Origin of the sequence: Franconibacter helveticus LMG 23732 (assembly GCF_000463115.2) — a bacterium.
GTDB lineage: Bacteria > Pseudomonadota > Gammaproteobacteria > Enterobacterales > Enterobacteriaceae > Franconibacter > Franconibacter helveticus.
In genome coordinates this window covers 106718-120890 of the sequence record NZ_AWFX01000003.1, presented here as the reverse complement: position 1 = coordinate 120890, position 14173 = coordinate 106718, and the positions used below count along the sequence as shown (strand labels likewise).

Annotated in this window: 16 protein-coding genes; 12 read left to right on the top strand and 4 right to left on the bottom strand. The window is 56.4% G+C overall.

Going from position 1 to position 14173, the window contains the following annotated elements; genetic code table 11:
- Positions 1–95: 95 nt before the first annotated feature.
- The 7 genes from DW56_RS00630 (at position 96) to DW56_RS00600 (ending at position 6519) form a co-directional block, all read left to right on the top strand.
- Entirely contained in the window at positions 96–950 is an 855-nt protein-coding gene (locus DW56_RS00630) for a tagatose bisphosphate family class II aldolase (RefSeq protein ID WP_024552663.1), read from the top strand.
- A gap of 157 nt (positions 951–1107) precedes the next feature.
- The gene (gene gatZ, locus DW56_RS00625; protein ID WP_024552664.1) at positions 1108–2379 is read left to right on the top strand and encodes a tagatose-bisphosphate aldolase subunit GatZ; all 1272 of its coding nucleotides are present in this window, start codon (positions 1108–1110) and stop codon (positions 2377–2379) included.
- A gap of 13 nt (positions 2380–2392) precedes the next feature.
- Positions 2393–2860 carry a PTS galactitol transporter subunit IIA gene (gene gatA / locus DW56_RS00620; protein ID WP_029589706.1) on the top strand — a complete coding sequence of 156 codons (468 nt, stop codon included), beginning with the start codon at positions 2393–2395 and terminating at the stop codon, positions 2858–2860.
- A gap of 26 nt (positions 2861–2886) precedes the next feature.
- A complete protein-coding gene (gatB, locus tag DW56_RS00615; RefSeq protein WP_024552666.1) occupies positions 2887–3171 on the top strand; it encodes a PTS galactitol transporter subunit IIB in 285 nt (94 codons plus the stop codon).
- Between the two features lie 4 nt (positions 3172–3175).
- Entirely contained in the window at positions 3176–4549 is a 1374-nt protein-coding gene (locus tag DW56_RS00610; protein WP_024552667.1) for a galactitol-specific PTS transporter subunit IIC, read from the top strand.
- Between the two features lie 42 nt (positions 4550–4591).
- Positions 4592–5635: a galactitol-1-phosphate 5-dehydrogenase gene (gatD, locus tag DW56_RS00605; RefSeq protein ID WP_024552668.1), complete on the top strand. Its 1044-nt coding sequence runs from the start codon at positions 4592–4594 to the stop codon at positions 5633–5635.
- A 110-nt stretch (positions 5636–5745) separates the two neighbouring features.
- The gene (locus DW56_RS00600) at positions 5746–6519 is read left to right on the top strand and encodes a DeoR/GlpR family DNA-binding transcription regulator (RefSeq protein WP_024552669.1); all 774 of its coding nucleotides are present in this window, start codon (positions 5746–5748) and stop codon (positions 6517–6519) included.
- A 58-nt stretch (positions 6520–6577) separates the two neighbouring features.
- On the opposite strand, the gene rsmI is transcribed toward DW56_RS00600, so the two are convergent.
- Complete coding sequence (gene rsmI, locus DW56_RS00595; RefSeq protein WP_024552670.1) at positions 6578–7438, bottom strand: 16S rRNA (cytidine(1402)-2'-O)-methyltransferase; 861 nt, start codon at positions 7436–7438, stop codon at positions 6578–6580.
- A gap of 64 nt (positions 7439–7502) precedes the next feature.
- Here rsmI and DW56_RS00590 point away from each other — a divergent pair, with 64 nt between their 5' ends.
- The 4 genes from DW56_RS00590 to dolP are packed head-to-tail and all read left to right on the top strand — an operon-like array spanning position 7503 to position 11221.
- Positions 7503–9668 carry a penicillin-binding protein activator gene (locus tag DW56_RS00590; protein ID WP_024552671.1) on the top strand — a complete coding sequence of 722 codons (2166 nt, stop codon included), beginning with the start codon at positions 7503–7505 and terminating at the stop codon, positions 9666–9668.
- Complete coding sequence (locus tag DW56_RS00585) at positions 9626–10021, top strand: YraN family protein (RefSeq protein WP_024552672.1); 396 nt, start codon at positions 9626–9628, stop codon at positions 10019–10021. The genes DW56_RS00590 and DW56_RS00585 overlap by 43 nt, the downstream gene beginning before the upstream one ends.
- Positions 10022–10045: 24 nt before the next feature.
- Entirely contained in the window at positions 10046–10636 is a 591-nt protein-coding gene (diaA, locus tag DW56_RS00580) for a DnaA initiator-associating protein DiaA (protein WP_024552673.1), read from the top strand.
- A 9-nt stretch (positions 10637–10645) separates the two neighbouring features.
- Positions 10646–11221 carry a division/outer membrane stress-associated lipid-binding lipoprotein gene (gene dolP, locus DW56_RS00575; RefSeq protein ID WP_024552674.1) on the top strand — a complete coding sequence of 192 codons (576 nt, stop codon included), beginning with the start codon at positions 10646–10648 and terminating at the stop codon, positions 11219–11221.
- Between the two features lie 45 nt (positions 11222–11266).
- Here the strand turns inward: dolP and DW56_RS00570 are convergent, their stop codons facing one another.
- Both DW56_RS00570 and DW56_RS00565 read right to left on the bottom strand, forming a co-directional pair.
- A complete protein-coding gene (locus tag DW56_RS00570; protein ID WP_024552675.1) occupies positions 11267–12304 on the bottom strand; it encodes a permease in 1038 nt (345 codons plus the stop codon).
- 75 nt (positions 12305–12379) lie between these two features.
- Positions 12380–13030: an NAD-dependent epimerase/dehydratase family protein gene (locus DW56_RS00565; RefSeq protein ID WP_024552676.1), complete on the bottom strand. Its 651-nt coding sequence runs from the start codon at positions 13028–13030 to the stop codon at positions 12380–12382.
- Positions 13031–13174: 144 nt separating this feature from the next.
- On the opposite strand from DW56_RS00565, the gene DW56_RS00560 reads away from it, so the two are divergent.
- Positions 13175–13693 carry a type 1 glutamine amidotransferase domain-containing protein gene (locus tag DW56_RS00560; protein ID WP_024552677.1) on the top strand — a complete coding sequence of 173 codons (519 nt, stop codon included), beginning with the start codon at positions 13175–13177 and terminating at the stop codon, positions 13691–13693.
- On the opposite strand, the gene DW56_RS00555 is transcribed toward DW56_RS00560, so the two are convergent.
- Entirely contained in the window at positions 13673–14119 is a 447-nt protein-coding gene (locus DW56_RS00555; protein WP_024552678.1) for a YhbP family protein, read from the bottom strand. The two genes, DW56_RS00560 and DW56_RS00555, sit on opposite strands and share 21 nt — an antisense overlap.
- Positions 14120–14173 lie beyond the last annotated feature (54 nt).

Here is a 14173-nt window from a genome sequence, read left to right as displayed (position 1 = left end):
GATAAATCGCTTTTGCGACTCAAATCACAACCAATACTTTCGTTAAGTTATACATTCCTTCGAAGCAAAAGATTACGAAAACAGAGGAGTCAGGGATGTTTGTTATTTCCAGTAAAAAACTGCTGTTGAAAGCGCAAAAAGAAGGTTATGCCGTGCCTGCTTTTAATATTCATAACCTTGAAACCTTGCAGGTCGTCGTGGAAACCGCCAGCGAAATGCGCGCTCCGCTGATTGTCGCGGGCACGCCCGGCACCTTCGCTTATGCCGGTACGGGAAACTTGCTGGCGCTCGCGAACGATATGGCACGCCATTATAACCACCCGCTGGCAGTGCACCTTGATCACCATGAAAAGCTCTCAGATATCAAGCACAAAGTGATGGCTGGCGTGCGTTCGGTAATGATCGATGGCTCGCAACTCCCCTTTGAAGAAAACGTGGCGCTGGTAAAAAGCGTGGCGACGTTTTGCCATCGCTACGACGCCAGCGTCGAGGCGGAACTGGGCCGGCTTGGCGGGCAGGAAGACGATCTCGTCGTTGACAGCAAAGATGCGTTCTACACCCATCCGGCGCAGGCAAGCGAGTTTGTCGCCCGTACGGGTATTGATTCGCTCGCCGTAGCGATAGGCACAGCCCACGGTCTTTATCATGCCGAACCTGAGCTGGACTTTGCACGGCTGGCGGATATTCGCGCCGCCGTTGATGTGCCTCTGGTGCTGCATGGCGCTTCCGGCCTGCCTGCAAGCGACATTCAAAAAGCCATCGCGCTTGGCGTTTGTAAGGTCAACGTAGCGACCGAACTCAAGCTGGCATTTTCCGCAGAGCTTAAGCGTTATTTCCACGAATACCCGCAAGCCAGCGACCCGCGGCACTACATGCTGCCTGCGAAACTCGCCATGAAAGAGGTGGTTCGAAAAGTCATTCATCACTGCGGTTGCGAAAGCAAGCTCTGATAACGACAGGGGAATGCCTGAAGCACAGCGCACCGCCTGCTTGCTCTTCTCATTTCCTGGCAGTTTTTAAGAAATTTACGAGGCAGTTCGCGAAAGCGAAGCATAGCCTTTGTCAAAAAAACAAAAGCCAATGAAGCTAAACGAAAACGGAGGGAAAATGCAGGAAGTAATAACCCGACACAAAGCAGGCGACCAGACAGGGATCTGCTCCGTCTGTTCCGCTCACCCGCTGGTGATAGAAGCCGCGCTGCGTTTTGATTTGAGCACAGACAAAAAAGTATTGATTGAAGCAACCTCTAATCAGGTGAATCAATATGGCGGCTATACCGGCATGCAGCCAGAGCAGTTTCGCCACTTTGTTTTGCGCATAGCCGACAAACTGGGTTTTCCCCACGATCGTATTATTCTTGGCGGCGATCATCTCGGGCCTAACTGCTGGCAGAACGAAAGCGCCGAATCCGCCATGGAAAAATCGGTCGCGTTGATTAAAGCCTATGTCGCGGCAGGCTTTAGCAAGATTCATCTGGACGCATCAATGTCTTGTGCAGACGATCCCCTGCCTCTGGATCCGCAAACCGTAGCGGCACGGGCGGCCCGCCTCTGCGAAGCGGCAGAACAGACAGCGACGCCTGAACAAAAAGCGCGTCTGACATACGTTATCGGCACGGAAGTTCCGGTACCCGGCGGCGAAGCCAGCACCATAAACAGCGTGCATGTCACGCGCGTAGAAGACGCCGCTTTAACCTATGAAACACACCGTAATGCGTTTTACCGCCTGGGGCTGGAAGAGGCATTTAACCGGGTCATCGCTATCGTAGTGCAGCCCGGCGTGGAGTTTGACCATACCCAGATTATCCATTATCAGTCCCATGCAACGCAGGAGCTTGCCCGCTGGATTAACCCGACGCCGTTAGTCTACGAAGCGCATTCCACTGACTATCAAACGCGACACGCTTACCGTGCGCTGGTTAAAGATCATTTCGCCATTCTCAAAGTTGGGCCTGCGCTGACTTTCGCGCTGCGTGAAGCCATTTTTGGTCTGGCGCATATGGAAAAAGCGCTGATTCCGCCGGAGCAGCGCAGCCATGTGCTGGAAGTGATTGATGAAGTGATGCTCAACGAGCCGGAATACTGGAAAAAATACTATCGCTCTGGCTGGCGCCAGACGATGTTCGATATTCACTTCAGCCTCTCAGACCGTATCCGCTATTACTGGCCGCATCCACGCATTCAGCAGAGCGTCGAAAGGCTTATCGCTAATCTGGACGAGGTGGCGCTGCCGCCAGGCCTTATCAGCCAGTTTCTGCCGGGGCAATTTGAAAGCGTCAACGCCGGCACGCTGATGGCCACGCCGCACAATCTGATTATCGACAAAATTCAGGACGTTCTGCGCGCCTATCGCTACGGTTGCTCCCCCACCGCTGACTGAGGCAAAGAAATCAATGAGCCAGATATTTGTTCGCACCGGTATCCATTTTCCTGACAGCCAACATGCGCTGGCACACATAGGCGAAGCGATGCTCGCCGCCGGGGTGGTGCATAAAACCTACCCCACCGCACTGCTGGAGCGGGAGGCCGCCTTTCCTACTGGCATTGCGCTGGAACGACATGCCATCGCTATCCCTCACTGCGAAGCAGCGCATGCGAAATCGGCGGCCATCTACCTTATCCGGCCCGATAAGTCAGTACCGTTTCAGCGCGCTGATGACGACGGAGAGGTAGCCGTCTCGCTCATCATCGCGTTGATTGTTGAAAACCCTACGGCGCAGCTCACGCTGCTGCGCCGTTTATTCACTACGCTGCAAGACCCCGAGGTGCTGGAAGCGCTGCTTCATGTCCCCGCCGATGAACTGGCCGCGCAGTTTCAGCGAACCATCCTTGAACCTGAACGCTGTGCTCAGCCTTCATAATCTACTGATAATAAAAGGAGTGCCCTATGAAACGTAAAGTGATCGTTGCCTGCGGTGGTGCGGTCGCCACCTCAACGATGGCGGCAGAGGAAATTAAAGAGCTATGTGAATCTCACCACATTGAACTCGACCTGGTGCAGTGCCGGGTCAACGAGATTGAAACTTATATGGATGGCGCGGATCTCATCTGCACGACGGCGAAAGTAGACCGCGCGTTTGGCAATATTCCTGTGGTGCACGGCATGCCCTTTGTTTCCGGCGTGGGTATCGAAGCGCTACAGCAAAAAATCCTCACTGTGCTGATGGGGTGACGCCATGTTTAGCGAAATCATGCGCTACATCCTCGACCTTGGCCCTACCGTTATGCTGCCGGTGGTCATTATCATTTTCTCGAAACTGCTGGGAATGAAGCTCGGCGACTGTTTTAAATCGGGTCTGCATATTGGCATCGGTTTTGTCGGCATCGGGCTCGTTATTGGCCTGATGCTTGATTCAATTGGCCCGGCGGCGAAAGCCATGGCGGAACATTTTGAGATCAATCTTCATGTCGTCGATGTAGGCTGGCCTGGCTCTTCGCCGATGACCTGGGCTTCGCAAATCGCGCTGGTAGCCATTCCCATTGCGATTGCCGTTAACGTGGCGATGCTGCTGACCCGTATGACCCGCGTGGTCAACGTTGATATCTGGAATATCTGGCATATGACGTTTACCGGCGCAATGCTGCATCTTGCAACCGGCTCTTACTGGATTGGCATTCTGGGCGTCGCGATTCATGCCGCCTTTGTTTACAAGCTGGGCGACTGGTTTGCGAAAGACACCCGCGACTTTTTCGGGCTGGAGGGAATGGCGATTCCACACGGCACGTCGGCTTATCTCGGCCCCATCGCCGTACTGGTAGACACCGTTATTGAAAAAATCCCCGGCCTTAACCGCATCCACTTTAGCGCCGACGATGTGCAAAAGCGCTTTGGTCCTTTTGGCGAGCCGGTCACCGTGGGATTTGTTATGGGCATCGTGATTGGCATTCTTGCGGGTTATGACGTTAAGGGGGTCTTGCAACTGGCCGTGAAAACCGCGGCGGTGATGCTGCTGATGCCGCGCGTCATCAAACCGATCATGGATGGCCTGACGCCTATTGCCAAACAGGCGCGAAAACGTCTGCAAGCCAAATTCGGCAGCCAGGAATTTTTAATTGGCCTCGACCCCGCGCTGCTGCTGGGCCACACCTCAGTAGTTTCCGCCAGCCTGATTTTTATCCCGCTAACTATCCTGATTGCCGTTGTCGTGCCGGGTAACCAGGTTCTGCCGTTTGGCGACCTCGCGACCATCGGCTTCTTTGTGGCCATGGCCGTGGCGGTGCATCAGGGCAATCTTTTCCGCACGCTCATATCCGGCGTCATCATTATGAGCATAACGCTCTGGATTGCCACGCAAACCATCGGCCTGCATACCCAGCTTGCTGCAAACGCGGGGGCCCTTAAAGCAGGGGGGATGGTCGCTTCTATGGACCAGGGGGGTTCGCCTGTTACCTGGCTGATGATCCAACTTTGCACCTGGCAGAACATCACCGGATTGGTGGTTATCGGCGTTATCTATATCACTGGCGTGCTGCTTACCTGGCGTCGCGCCCGTGCTTTCGTCGCCGTAGAAAAGGCAACCGCCACCGAACCCAGCCAGACCCTTTCGTGAACCGAGGGGAGCGGTGCTCCCCTGACTATTCCGGAGAGAAAAATGAAATCAGTGGTAATTCATACTGAGGGCAGCGTGTGTGTTGAAGAGCGCCCGGTACCGCGTATTGAAGCGGATAATGAGGTGCTGGTGAAAGTTATCAGCTCCGGTTTATGCGGCTCAGATATTCCCCGCATCTTCGCAAAGGGGGCGCATTACTACCCTATTACGCTGGGCCATGAGTTCAGCGGCTACGTTGAACAATGCGGCAGTGCGGTTAGCGATCTCGCCCCTGGGGATGCCGTCGCCTGCGTTCCGCTGCTGCCCTGCTTCGCCTGTCACGAGTGCGAGAAAGGTTTCTTTTCGCTGTGCAAACACTACCAGTTTGTGGGATCGCGCAGCGAAGGCGGCCATGCCGAATATGTTGTGGTTAAGCGCGCCAACCTGTTTCGTTTGCCCAAAGAGATGGCTATTGAGAAAGGCGCGTTTATCGAGCCTGTTACCGTCGGGCTGCACGCTTTTCAACTGGCGCAAGGATGCGCAGATAAAAACGTCGTTATTGTCGGCGCGGGAACAATAGGCTTGCTGGCGATGCAATGCGCGCGCGCTTTGGGAGCTAAAAGCGTGACGGCGATAGATATCAACCCGGAAAAACTCCGGCTGGCGAAATCGCTTGGCGCAACGCATGCGCTTAACAGTAAGACGATGTCTGCGCAAGAGATAAGCGCTGTGCTGGCTGAAGACCGTTTTAATCAACTGGTCGTAGAAACGGCAGGCACTCCGCAGACCGTCTCTTTATCGATAGAAATTGCAGGTCCTCGCGCTCAGGTCGCCCTGGTCGGCACGCTGCATCATGACCTGACGCTTTCCGCCACGGTCTTTGGCAACATCCTGCGTAAAGAGCTGACGTTAATCGGCAGCTGGATGAATTATTCAGCGCCCTGGCCAGGCCAGGAGTGGCGAACGGCAGCGCAATTGCTGTCAGAAAAACGCATTACCCTTGAGCCGCTTATTGCGCATCAGGGTGATGCGGAAAGCTTTGTCCATGCTGTGCAGGCATTAAACGGCACGCCGATGCCAGGAAAAATAGTGCTGCGGTTTTCCTGAGATAATGAGCCAGCAATCTGCGCTGGCTCACATTTCCTTTCGGAAGAGCTCGTTCATCTTTCACATGCCTTCGATTACACTGATAACAGTTAATTATCAGGCAAAATACTATGAACTCTTTTGAGCGCAGGAACAAAATCATCGAAATGGTTAATAAGCAAGGCAGCGTTATGGTACTGGATCTTTCGAATGCTTTTGGCATTTCCGAAGTGACCATCCGCACCGACTTGCGAATGCTGGAAAAAAAAGGTCTGGTCACCCGTTTTCACGGCGGCGCGGCGAAGCCAGGCAGCAACCTCGCGGAAAGTGACGCTCAGGAGGTTAAACTGGAAGAACGTTATCAGCTGGCAAGCGATCCGAAAAAGCGAATCGCACAGGCCGCGGCCGCTATGATCGAGGAAGGCACGACCATCATTCTTGATAGCGGCAGCACCACCCTGCTGATTGCCGAAGAGATGGCGAAAATGACCAATATCACCGTGATCACGAATAGCCTGCCGGCAGCCTCGCTGCTTGCAAACAATAAAGATATTACACTGGTGGTTTGCGGCGGCACGGTACGTCATAAAACGCTGTCGATGCACGGCGCTATCGCTCAGCTTTCCTTACAAGGCATTAGCGCCGATCTGATGTTTGTAGGAGCCGATGGCATTGATGCCGCCAACGGAATTACCACCTTTAATGAAGGCTACTCCATCAGTGGCGCTATGGCCGCCGCCGCGCATAAAGTTATCGCTGTGCTGGACGCCACTAAATTTAACCGCCGTGGTTTTAACCAGGTTCTGCCTGTAGAGAAAATCGATGGCGTAATCACTGATGACGGGATCGGCGAGGAAGACAAAGCGGCGTTAAAGAAAACCGGCGTTGAGTTGAAGATTGTCTGATACCCATTCAGCAGAGCCGCCTTGTTGAATACCGCACGGCGACCCTGCTTACAGGCGTTTATCCCTGCTGCTCTAGCGCATATTTATACAGCGCGTTTTTCTTCACGCCGTGGATCTCTGCGGCCAGCGCAGCGGCTTTTTTCAGCGGCAACTCGGCTTGCAGCAGCGCCAGGGTACGCAACGCGTCAGCAGGCAGTTCCTCTTCCTGCGCCTTAAAGCCTTCAACAATCAACACCATTTCGCCTTTGCGACGGTTCTCATCTTCCTGCACCCAGGCAAGCAGTTCGCCTGCTGGCGCGCCGTGAATCGATTCCCAGGTTTTGGTCAGTTCGCGGGCAAGCACCACGTAGCGGTTTTCGCCTAATACGTCGCGTAAATCCTGCAAGCTATCCAGCAGACGGTGGGTTGATTCATAAAAAATCAGCGTGCGCGGCTCCTGCTCAAGCGCTTTAAGCGCATCGCGACGCCCCTTGGATTTGGCAGGCAGAAAGCCTTCATAGCAGAAGCGGTCCGAAGGCAGGCCGGCTGCCGAAAGCGCGGCGATAGCCGCACAGGGCCCCGGCAGCGGCACCACGCGAATGCCAGCCTCGCGGCAGGCGCGAACCAGATGGTAGCCCGGATCGTTAATCAGCGGCGTTCCGGCGTCGGAAACCAGCGCGATAGTTTGCCCTTCGCGCAGCTTAGCGATCAGCGTTTCCGCTTTTTGTTGCTCATTATGGTCGTGAAGTGCGAACAAACGCGCATTAATCGCGAAATGCTGTAACAGCAGGCCGGTATGACGGGTATCTTCTGCGGCAATCAGATCGACCGATTGCAGCACAGTCAGGGCGCGTTGCGTAATATCGCCGAGATTGCCGATTGGCGTCGGGACAATATAGAGCTGGCCTTGAGAATTCTCCGCCGAATCGTGTTGTTTCATTGTTTAGTCCGTATTGCCGATTTAAAATTGAACATTAGCGATAAAAAAACTCACTGGATACAGTATGGTACCGTCTAAATTTGTTCGTTCGAAAGCCGCGCGCTGCCTGCCCGTTGTGCTGGCAGCGTTGTTTTTTGCAGGCTGTGGCACCCAGAAGCCGGATCAAACCGCCGCCCACATGCAGGGAGAAACAGAGGCGGATTCTGGCTACTACCTGCATCAGATGCAGCAGAGCGCAGATGATAGCAAGACCAACTGGCAATTACTCGCCATACGTGCCCTGCTGAAGGAAGGCAAAAGTCAGCAGGCAATGGAACTGTTTAATCAGTTGCCGCAGACGCTGACCGACGAACAGCGCCGCGAGCAGGCTCTGCTGGCCGTTGAACTTAAAGTGGCGCAACAGGCTTTCGCCGCAGCCGGCACGCTGCTTGGCAACATCAACCCAGCCGACCTTAATCCCTCCCAGCAGGCGCGCTACTATCAGGCGCAAATCACGATAAGCCAGGGTCGCCCCTCTCTCGCCCTGCTGCGCGCGCTGATAGCGCAGGAGCCGCTGCTGCAAGGCGCGGATAAGCAAAAAAATATTGATGCGACCTGGCAGGCGCTCTCTCAGATGACGCCGCAACAGGCGGCCGCGTTAGTGATTAACGCTGATGAAAAGACCCTGCAAGGTTGGCTCGACTTACAGCGCGTCTGGTTTGATAACCGCAACGATCCGAACATGATGAAAGCGGGCATCAGGGACTGGCAAACGCGCTACCCGCAAAACCCCGGCGCGAAACTGCTGCCGACTCAGTTGGCCAACGTCGAAAACTTTAAACCCGCCTCGACAGAGAAAATTGCTTTGCTGTTGCCATTAAACGGCCAGGCGGCTGTGTTTGGCCGCGCCATTCAGCAGGGGTTTGAGGCAGCGAAAAACGCAGGCGTCGCCCAGGTCGGCGCGGGCGCGCAGCAACAGCCAGCGGCGCAGCAACAACAGCCAGCAGCGCAGCCCGCCCCGGTTTCCGCGCCGCAGGCGCAGCCTGTCGCGGCAAACGGCGTGGCAAGCCCCGCCAGCGCGCCGGTTAATGATTTAACCCATGAACCCGCCGCTGAACAGCCGGCACTGGAGCCCGGCGCCGCCAGCCAGCCAGGCGCAGAGCAGCCCGCAGCGCAAGCGCAGACTGTCACGCAAGACCCGGCGCAATCCGCCCCGCAAGACCAGAACCAGGCGCCGCAAGCGACAGCGACAGCGACCACGCCCGCAAACCCTTCGGCGGAACTCAAAGTTTACGACACCAGCTCACAGCCGCTTACGCAAATTCTCAGCCAGGTGCAGCAGGATGGCGCCAGCATCGTCGTCGGCCCGCTGCTCAAAGATAAAGTCGATGAAGTTATTCGCAGCAACACGCCGCTGAACGTACTGGCGCTTAACCAGCCGGAAGCGGTGCAGAACCGCGCGAATATCTGCTACTTCGCGCTTTCTCCGGAAGATGAAGCCCGCGACGCCGCCGATCATATCTGGCAGGAAGGCCGTCGCGCGCCGCTGGTGCTGGTTCCACGCAGCGCGCTGGGCGATCGCGTCACTAACGCGTTTGCCGCACAGTGGCAGCATCTGGGCGGCGGCACCGTGCTGCAACAAAAATTCGGCTCCGTCTCTGAACTGAAAATGAACATTAATGGCGGCTCCGGCATTTCGTTAACCGGCAGCCCGGTCTCTTCCAGCATGCCGCAGCAGCAGGGCGTGACAATCGGCGGTCTGACCATCCCGGCGCCGCCAACGGATGCGCAGATTACTGCCGGCAGCAGCGGTAATGTGGACGCCGTTTATATCGTCGCAACCCAGGAGGAAGTGGCGCTGATCAAGCCGATGATCGCCATGCGCAACGGCAGCCACGGCGGCGCGGCGCTTTATGCCAGCTCCCGTAGCGCGCAGAGCAACGCCGGCCCCGATTTCCGCCTGGAAATGGAAGGGTTGCAGTACAGTGAAATCCCGATGCTCGCGGGCGGCAACCCTTCTCTTCAGCAGCAGGCGCTTTCCAGCGTGAACAACGATTATTCTCTGGCCCGTCTCTACGCCATGGGCGTCGATGCCTGGTCGCTTGCCAACCACTTTTCGCAAATGCGTCAGGTCCCCGGCTTCCAGATTAGCGGTAATACCGGCGCGCTGACGGCAAACCAGGATTGCGTCATTAACAGGAAGTTGATGTGGCTCAGATACCAGCAAGGACAAATCGTTCCGGTCAACTAAGCCGTCAGGCCGCAGGCGCGCGCTGGGAAAGCCAGGCGCGTCAGTGGCTTGAACATCAGGGGCTGCGCTTTGTCGCCGCCAATGTTCGTGAACGCTGCGGCGAAATTGACCTGATAATGCGACAGCAGCACGTCACGGTGTTTGTGGAAGTGCGCTATCGTCAATCCTCTCTGTTTGGCGGCGCCGCCGCCAGCGTCACCCGTAACAAGCAACAGAAATTATTACAAACCGCCCGCTTGTGGCTCGCCCGCCACAATGCGAGTTTTGATACTGTGGATTGCCGGTTTGATGTGTTAGCCTTCACCGGCAATGAAATCGAGTGGATTGTGGATGCGTTTTCCACCTGCTCATAACAACACGCAACGCAAAGGATAATCGTGCTCGAAAGAATCAAAGTCTGCTTTACGGAAAGCATTCAAACCCAGATAGCAGCCGCGGAGGCGCTCCCGGATGCCATTTCCCGTGCGGCCATGACGCTGGTTCAGTCGCTGCTGAACGGCAACAAAATTCTCTGTTGTGGCAACGGCACTTCCGCCGCCAACGCACAGCATTTTGCTGCCAGCATGATCAATCGTTTCGAAACCGAACGTCCAAGCCTGCCCGCTATCGCACTTAATACCGATAACGTGGTCTTAACCGCTATCACTAACGACAGGCTGCACGATGAAGTGTATGCCAAACAGGTGCGCGCGCTTGGGCATGCCGGCGACGTTTTGCTGGCTATCTCTACCCGCGGCAATAGCCGGGATATCGTCAAAGCCGTCGAGGCGGCGGTGACTCGCGACATGACCATTGTCGCCCTGACGGGGTACGACGGCGGTGAGCTGGCAGGTTTGCTCGGACCGCAGGATGTGGAAATTCGTATTCCCTCCCACCGCAGCGCGCGCATTCATGAAATGCACATGCTGACGGTGAACTGCCTGTGCGATCTTATTGATAACACGCTTTTTCCACACCAGGATGATTAAGGAGTATTCATGAAGGCCATTAAGCCCCTCGCTGTCCTTATTACCGCGTTATTATTGCAGGGCTGCATCGCTGCGGCGGTGGTGGGTACGGCTGCGGTCGGCACCAAAGCCGCCACCGACCCGCGTACGGTAGGCACCCAGGTGGATGACGGCACGCTTGAGCTGCGCGTAAACAGCGCGCTGGATAAAGACGAGCAGTTGAAGAAAGAAGCGCGGGTGAAAGTCACCGCTTATCAAGGCAAAGTGCTGCTGGCAGGCCAGGCGCCGAATACCGAGCTGGCTTCCCGCGCCAAACAAATCGCTATGGGTGTTGAAGGCACAACGGAGGTTTATAACGAGATCCGCAACGGTCAGCCGATTAGCCTTGGCACCGCCTCTACGGATACCTGGATAACCACCAAGGTGCGCTCTCAGCTGCTGGCAAGCGATCAGGTAAAATCGTCTAACGTGAAAGTGACGACGGAAAATGGCGAAGTGTTCCTGCTTGGCCTGGTGACCGAGCGCGAAGGGCGCGCAGCGGCGGATACGGCAAGCCGTGTCAGCGGCGTTAAGCACGTCACCACAGCTTTTACCTACATCAAATAGCGCTTTATCCGCCCTCTCCTGTCCGGGAGAGGGCGATTTCCCTGCTTACAGTAACGCCAGCGTTCCCACAATCACGCCTGAACAAACCACCAGCACGCCGGTGAGCCACAGCGCTTTCGCCGGAAACGCTTTGCGCAGCATAATAAGCGAAGGCAGACTCACGGCAGGCAACGTCATCAGCAATGCCAGCGCGGGCGCCACGCCCATCCCCGCCAGCATCATGGTCTGCACAATCGGGATTTCCGCCGCCGTCGGGATCACAAACAGGCAGCCGACTATCGCCATCGCAATCACCCACATCAGCGTGTTGCCCACTTCGCCGTCGGCATGGGGAAAGAGCCAGACGCGGGCGGCGCCCAGCGCCAGTACCGCCAGCACATAGACAGGGATCGTGTTCCAGAAGAGCGTCCACAGCGCCTTGCCCCAGCGAGTCAGAAACGCGCCCTGCGGCTGCGCCTGCGGTTCAGGCAGAGGAAGCGGCGCAGCGCCGCTCTCCTTGACCGAACGCTGCACCAGCCAGGCGATGCCGACCACCGTCACCACGCCCGCCAGCAAACGAACCAGCGCGAAATGCCAGCCCAGCACAAAGCCCATAAACACAAGCGTCGCCGGGTTCAGCAGCGGGTTGCCCAGCCAGAAAGCCAGCGCGCCGCCGATGGAAACCGACTGACGACGCATCCCTGCCGCCACAGGCGCGGCGCAGCAGGTGCACATCATGCCAGGCAGCGAGAAAAGCGTGCCAAGCAGCGTGCCGCGAAAGCGCGCCTGCCCCAGCGTGCGCATCAACCAGTCGCGTGGAATAAGTACCTGAATCAACGAGCCAAGCAATACGCCGAGCACCGCCGCTTTCCAGACCGCCAGAAAATAGACCAGCGCGTAATCCAGCGCGGCAGTAAGCGGATTGGTTTCCGGCTGCGCCAGCAACGATTTACCAATGCTGTGGGTTTCGGCGGCGGTAAACGCTTTCCCGTAGTAGGGCTGCCATTTGACGTACCATAAACCAACAATCAGGACGAGAAAAAAAAGCGCAGGTTTCCACAAGGCGTGGGGTTTTAGCGCCAGAGACGAAGACTGACCAGCCATAGCATTCCTCTGGAATTTACGAAGAGGTTAAAGAAGCGGCGTCAATACTACGCCTGCGGCACAGGTTGGGAAAGCTCAATAGATGGACGATTGCTCAGCCTTTTCGCGCAATTGACCAGAATCAAGAACGGTGACTTCGCGGCTCCCTGGCGACAGCGCCTCGCTGAGCATGGCTCGCGCTACATCGCGGGCGTGGATAGCCCTCCAGCGGCCCGGCAGCAGGCGAAACAGCGGTGAAAAAAGAGATTCATTGAGGCGCTGCTTTTCCCGCTGGCCCAGCAGCATCGAAGGCCGGGCGATAGTAAGACGCGGCCAGCGCTGCGCCTTTAGCGCTTCTTCCATTTTCCCTTTAACGCGGTTATAGAAAAAGGGCGACTGCGCGTTGGCGCCCACGGCGCTGACCACCAGCATATGCTTCGCCCCCTGACGCAGCCCGGCGATGCCGGTATCCACCACCAGCGTATAGTCGGCAAGAATAAACGCCTCTTTGCTGCCAGCCTCGCGCCGCGTTGTGCCCAGACAGCAAAAGACGATATCGACAGGGTCGGTAAGCTGCGTCAGCACGTCGGTAAGCTGCGGATCGTGAGGGTTAAGCACTTTACGCATTGGCGGCAGCGGGCGGCGCGTGGCGGCGATGATCTGTGTTACGCGCGGTTCTTCCACCAGCATCCGCAGCAGATAACCGCCTATCAGCCCTGTCGCCCCGGTAATCAATACTCGGCTCATCTCATCCCCCTTTGCAGAATTCTCTGCCTTGCAATGTCGCGCCCTTCTACCAGACTTAATAGTCCGTGCCTTAAGTATTCACCATCTGTGGCGAAAACGACCACTTAAGCCACTGACATCTGGAATAACAACAACGGAGGAATTATGAGCAAGAAGATTGCAGTCTTGATCACCGACGAGTTTGAAGATTCGGAATTTACTTCTCCGGCAGCAGAGTTCCGCAAAGCGGGACACGAAGTTATCACCATTGAAAAAGAAGCGGGCAAAACCGTGACCGGCAAACAGGGCGAAGCGACGGTGACCATTGATAAAGCGATTGATGAAGTCCGCCCGGCGGATTTTGACGCCCTGCTACTGCCCGGCGGCCATTCACCGGATTCCCTGCGCGGCGACGACCGTTTCGTCACTTTCACCCGAGACTTTATCAACACCGGCAAGCCGGTTTTCGCTATCTGTCACGGTCCGCAGTTGCTGATTAGCGCGGATGTGATCCGCGGGCGTAAATTAACCGCCGTGAAGCCGATTGTGGTGGATGTGAAAAATGCGGGCGCTGAATTTCACGATCAGGAAGTGGTGGTGGACAAAGATCAGCTGGTCACCAGCCGCACGCCGGAAGACCTGCCCGCCTTTAACCGGGAAGCGTTACGCCTGCTGGGCGCCTGACGGCTCCCGCAACCAGTGTAGCTTTTTGCCAAAGCCCATGGTGTTGTCGGTGAACTTGATCTCATCGAGACGAATTTCCCAGAGCGGAGACGACATCACCCTGGCGACCGGAAAGCGGCGGTTGTAGCGTTCGCGCCAGGCCTCGCTTTCCGGCCCTTCCACCCGCCGCAGTTCGCCGCGAAACTGTACGCCACGGATTAATGCCACGGTCTTTGGCTGGCCGTTTACCGTTCCGGCTATGCGCGCTTTCACGCCTGCCATTTGCCCGTGCCGCGTTTTCTCATCGCTTAAAAGATAAAAGGCGACGCGCTCGCTATCGTAAACGTAAAACGCATTGGCGCACCATAATTCGTCTTCTCGTCCCACACAGTAGGTTACGACATGTTGCTTAACCAGCCAGCGGCTGATGGCTTCAAGGGCGTCCATACGCTCTCCTGCATTGTTCTGAAGGCTGAAAGACTATCACAGCAAAGCGTGGTA

Bases quoted from the DNA above. Each gene is read 5' to 3' on its own strand.
- DW56_RS00630 (WP_024552663.1), top strand. From the start codon at position 96: ATGTTTGTTATTTCCAGTAAAAAACTGCTGTTGAAAGCGCAAAAAGAA.
- gatZ (WP_024552664.1), top strand. From the start codon at position 1,108: ATGCAGGAAGTAATAACCCGACACAAAGCAGGCGACCAGACAGGGATC.
- gatA (WP_029589706.1), top strand. From the start codon at position 2,393: ATGAGCCAGATATTTGTTCGCACCGGTATCCATTTTCCTGACAGCCAA.
- gatB (WP_024552666.1), top strand. From the start codon at position 2,887: ATGAAACGTAAAGTGATCGTTGCCTGCGGTGGTGCGGTCGCCACCTCA.
- DW56_RS00610 (WP_024552667.1), top strand. From the start codon at position 3,176: ATGTTTAGCGAAATCATGCGCTACATCCTCGACCTTGGCCCTACCGTT.
- gatD (WP_024552668.1), top strand. From the start codon at position 4,592: ATGAAATCAGTGGTAATTCATACTGAGGGCAGCGTGTGTGTTGAAGAG.
- DW56_RS00600 (WP_024552669.1), top strand. From the start codon at position 5,746: ATGAACTCTTTTGAGCGCAGGAACAAAATCATCGAAATGGTTAATAAG.
- rsmI (WP_024552670.1), bottom strand. From the start codon at position 7,438: ATGAAACAACACGATTCGGCGGAGAATTCTCAAGGCCAGCTCTATATT.
- DW56_RS00590 (WP_024552671.1), top strand. From the start codon at position 7,503: ATGGTACCGTCTAAATTTGTTCGTTCGAAAGCCGCGCGCTGCCTGCCC.
- dolP (WP_024552674.1), top strand. From the start codon at position 10,646: ATGAAGGCCATTAAGCCCCTCGCTGTCCTTATTACCGCGTTATTATTG.
- DW56_RS00570 (WP_024552675.1), bottom strand. From the start codon at position 12,304: ATGGCTGGTCAGTCTTCGTCTCTGGCGCTAAAACCCCACGCCTTGTGG.
- DW56_RS00565 (WP_024552676.1), bottom strand. From the start codon at position 13,030: ATGAGCCGAGTATTGATTACCGGGGCGACAGGGCTGATAGGCGGTTAT.
- DW56_RS00560 (WP_024552677.1), top strand. From the start codon at position 13,175: ATGAGCAAGAAGATTGCAGTCTTGATCACCGACGAGTTTGAAGATTCG.
- DW56_RS00555 (WP_024552678.1), bottom strand. From the start codon at position 14,119: ATGGACGCCCTTGAAGCCATCAGCCGCTGGCTGGTTAAGCAACATGTC.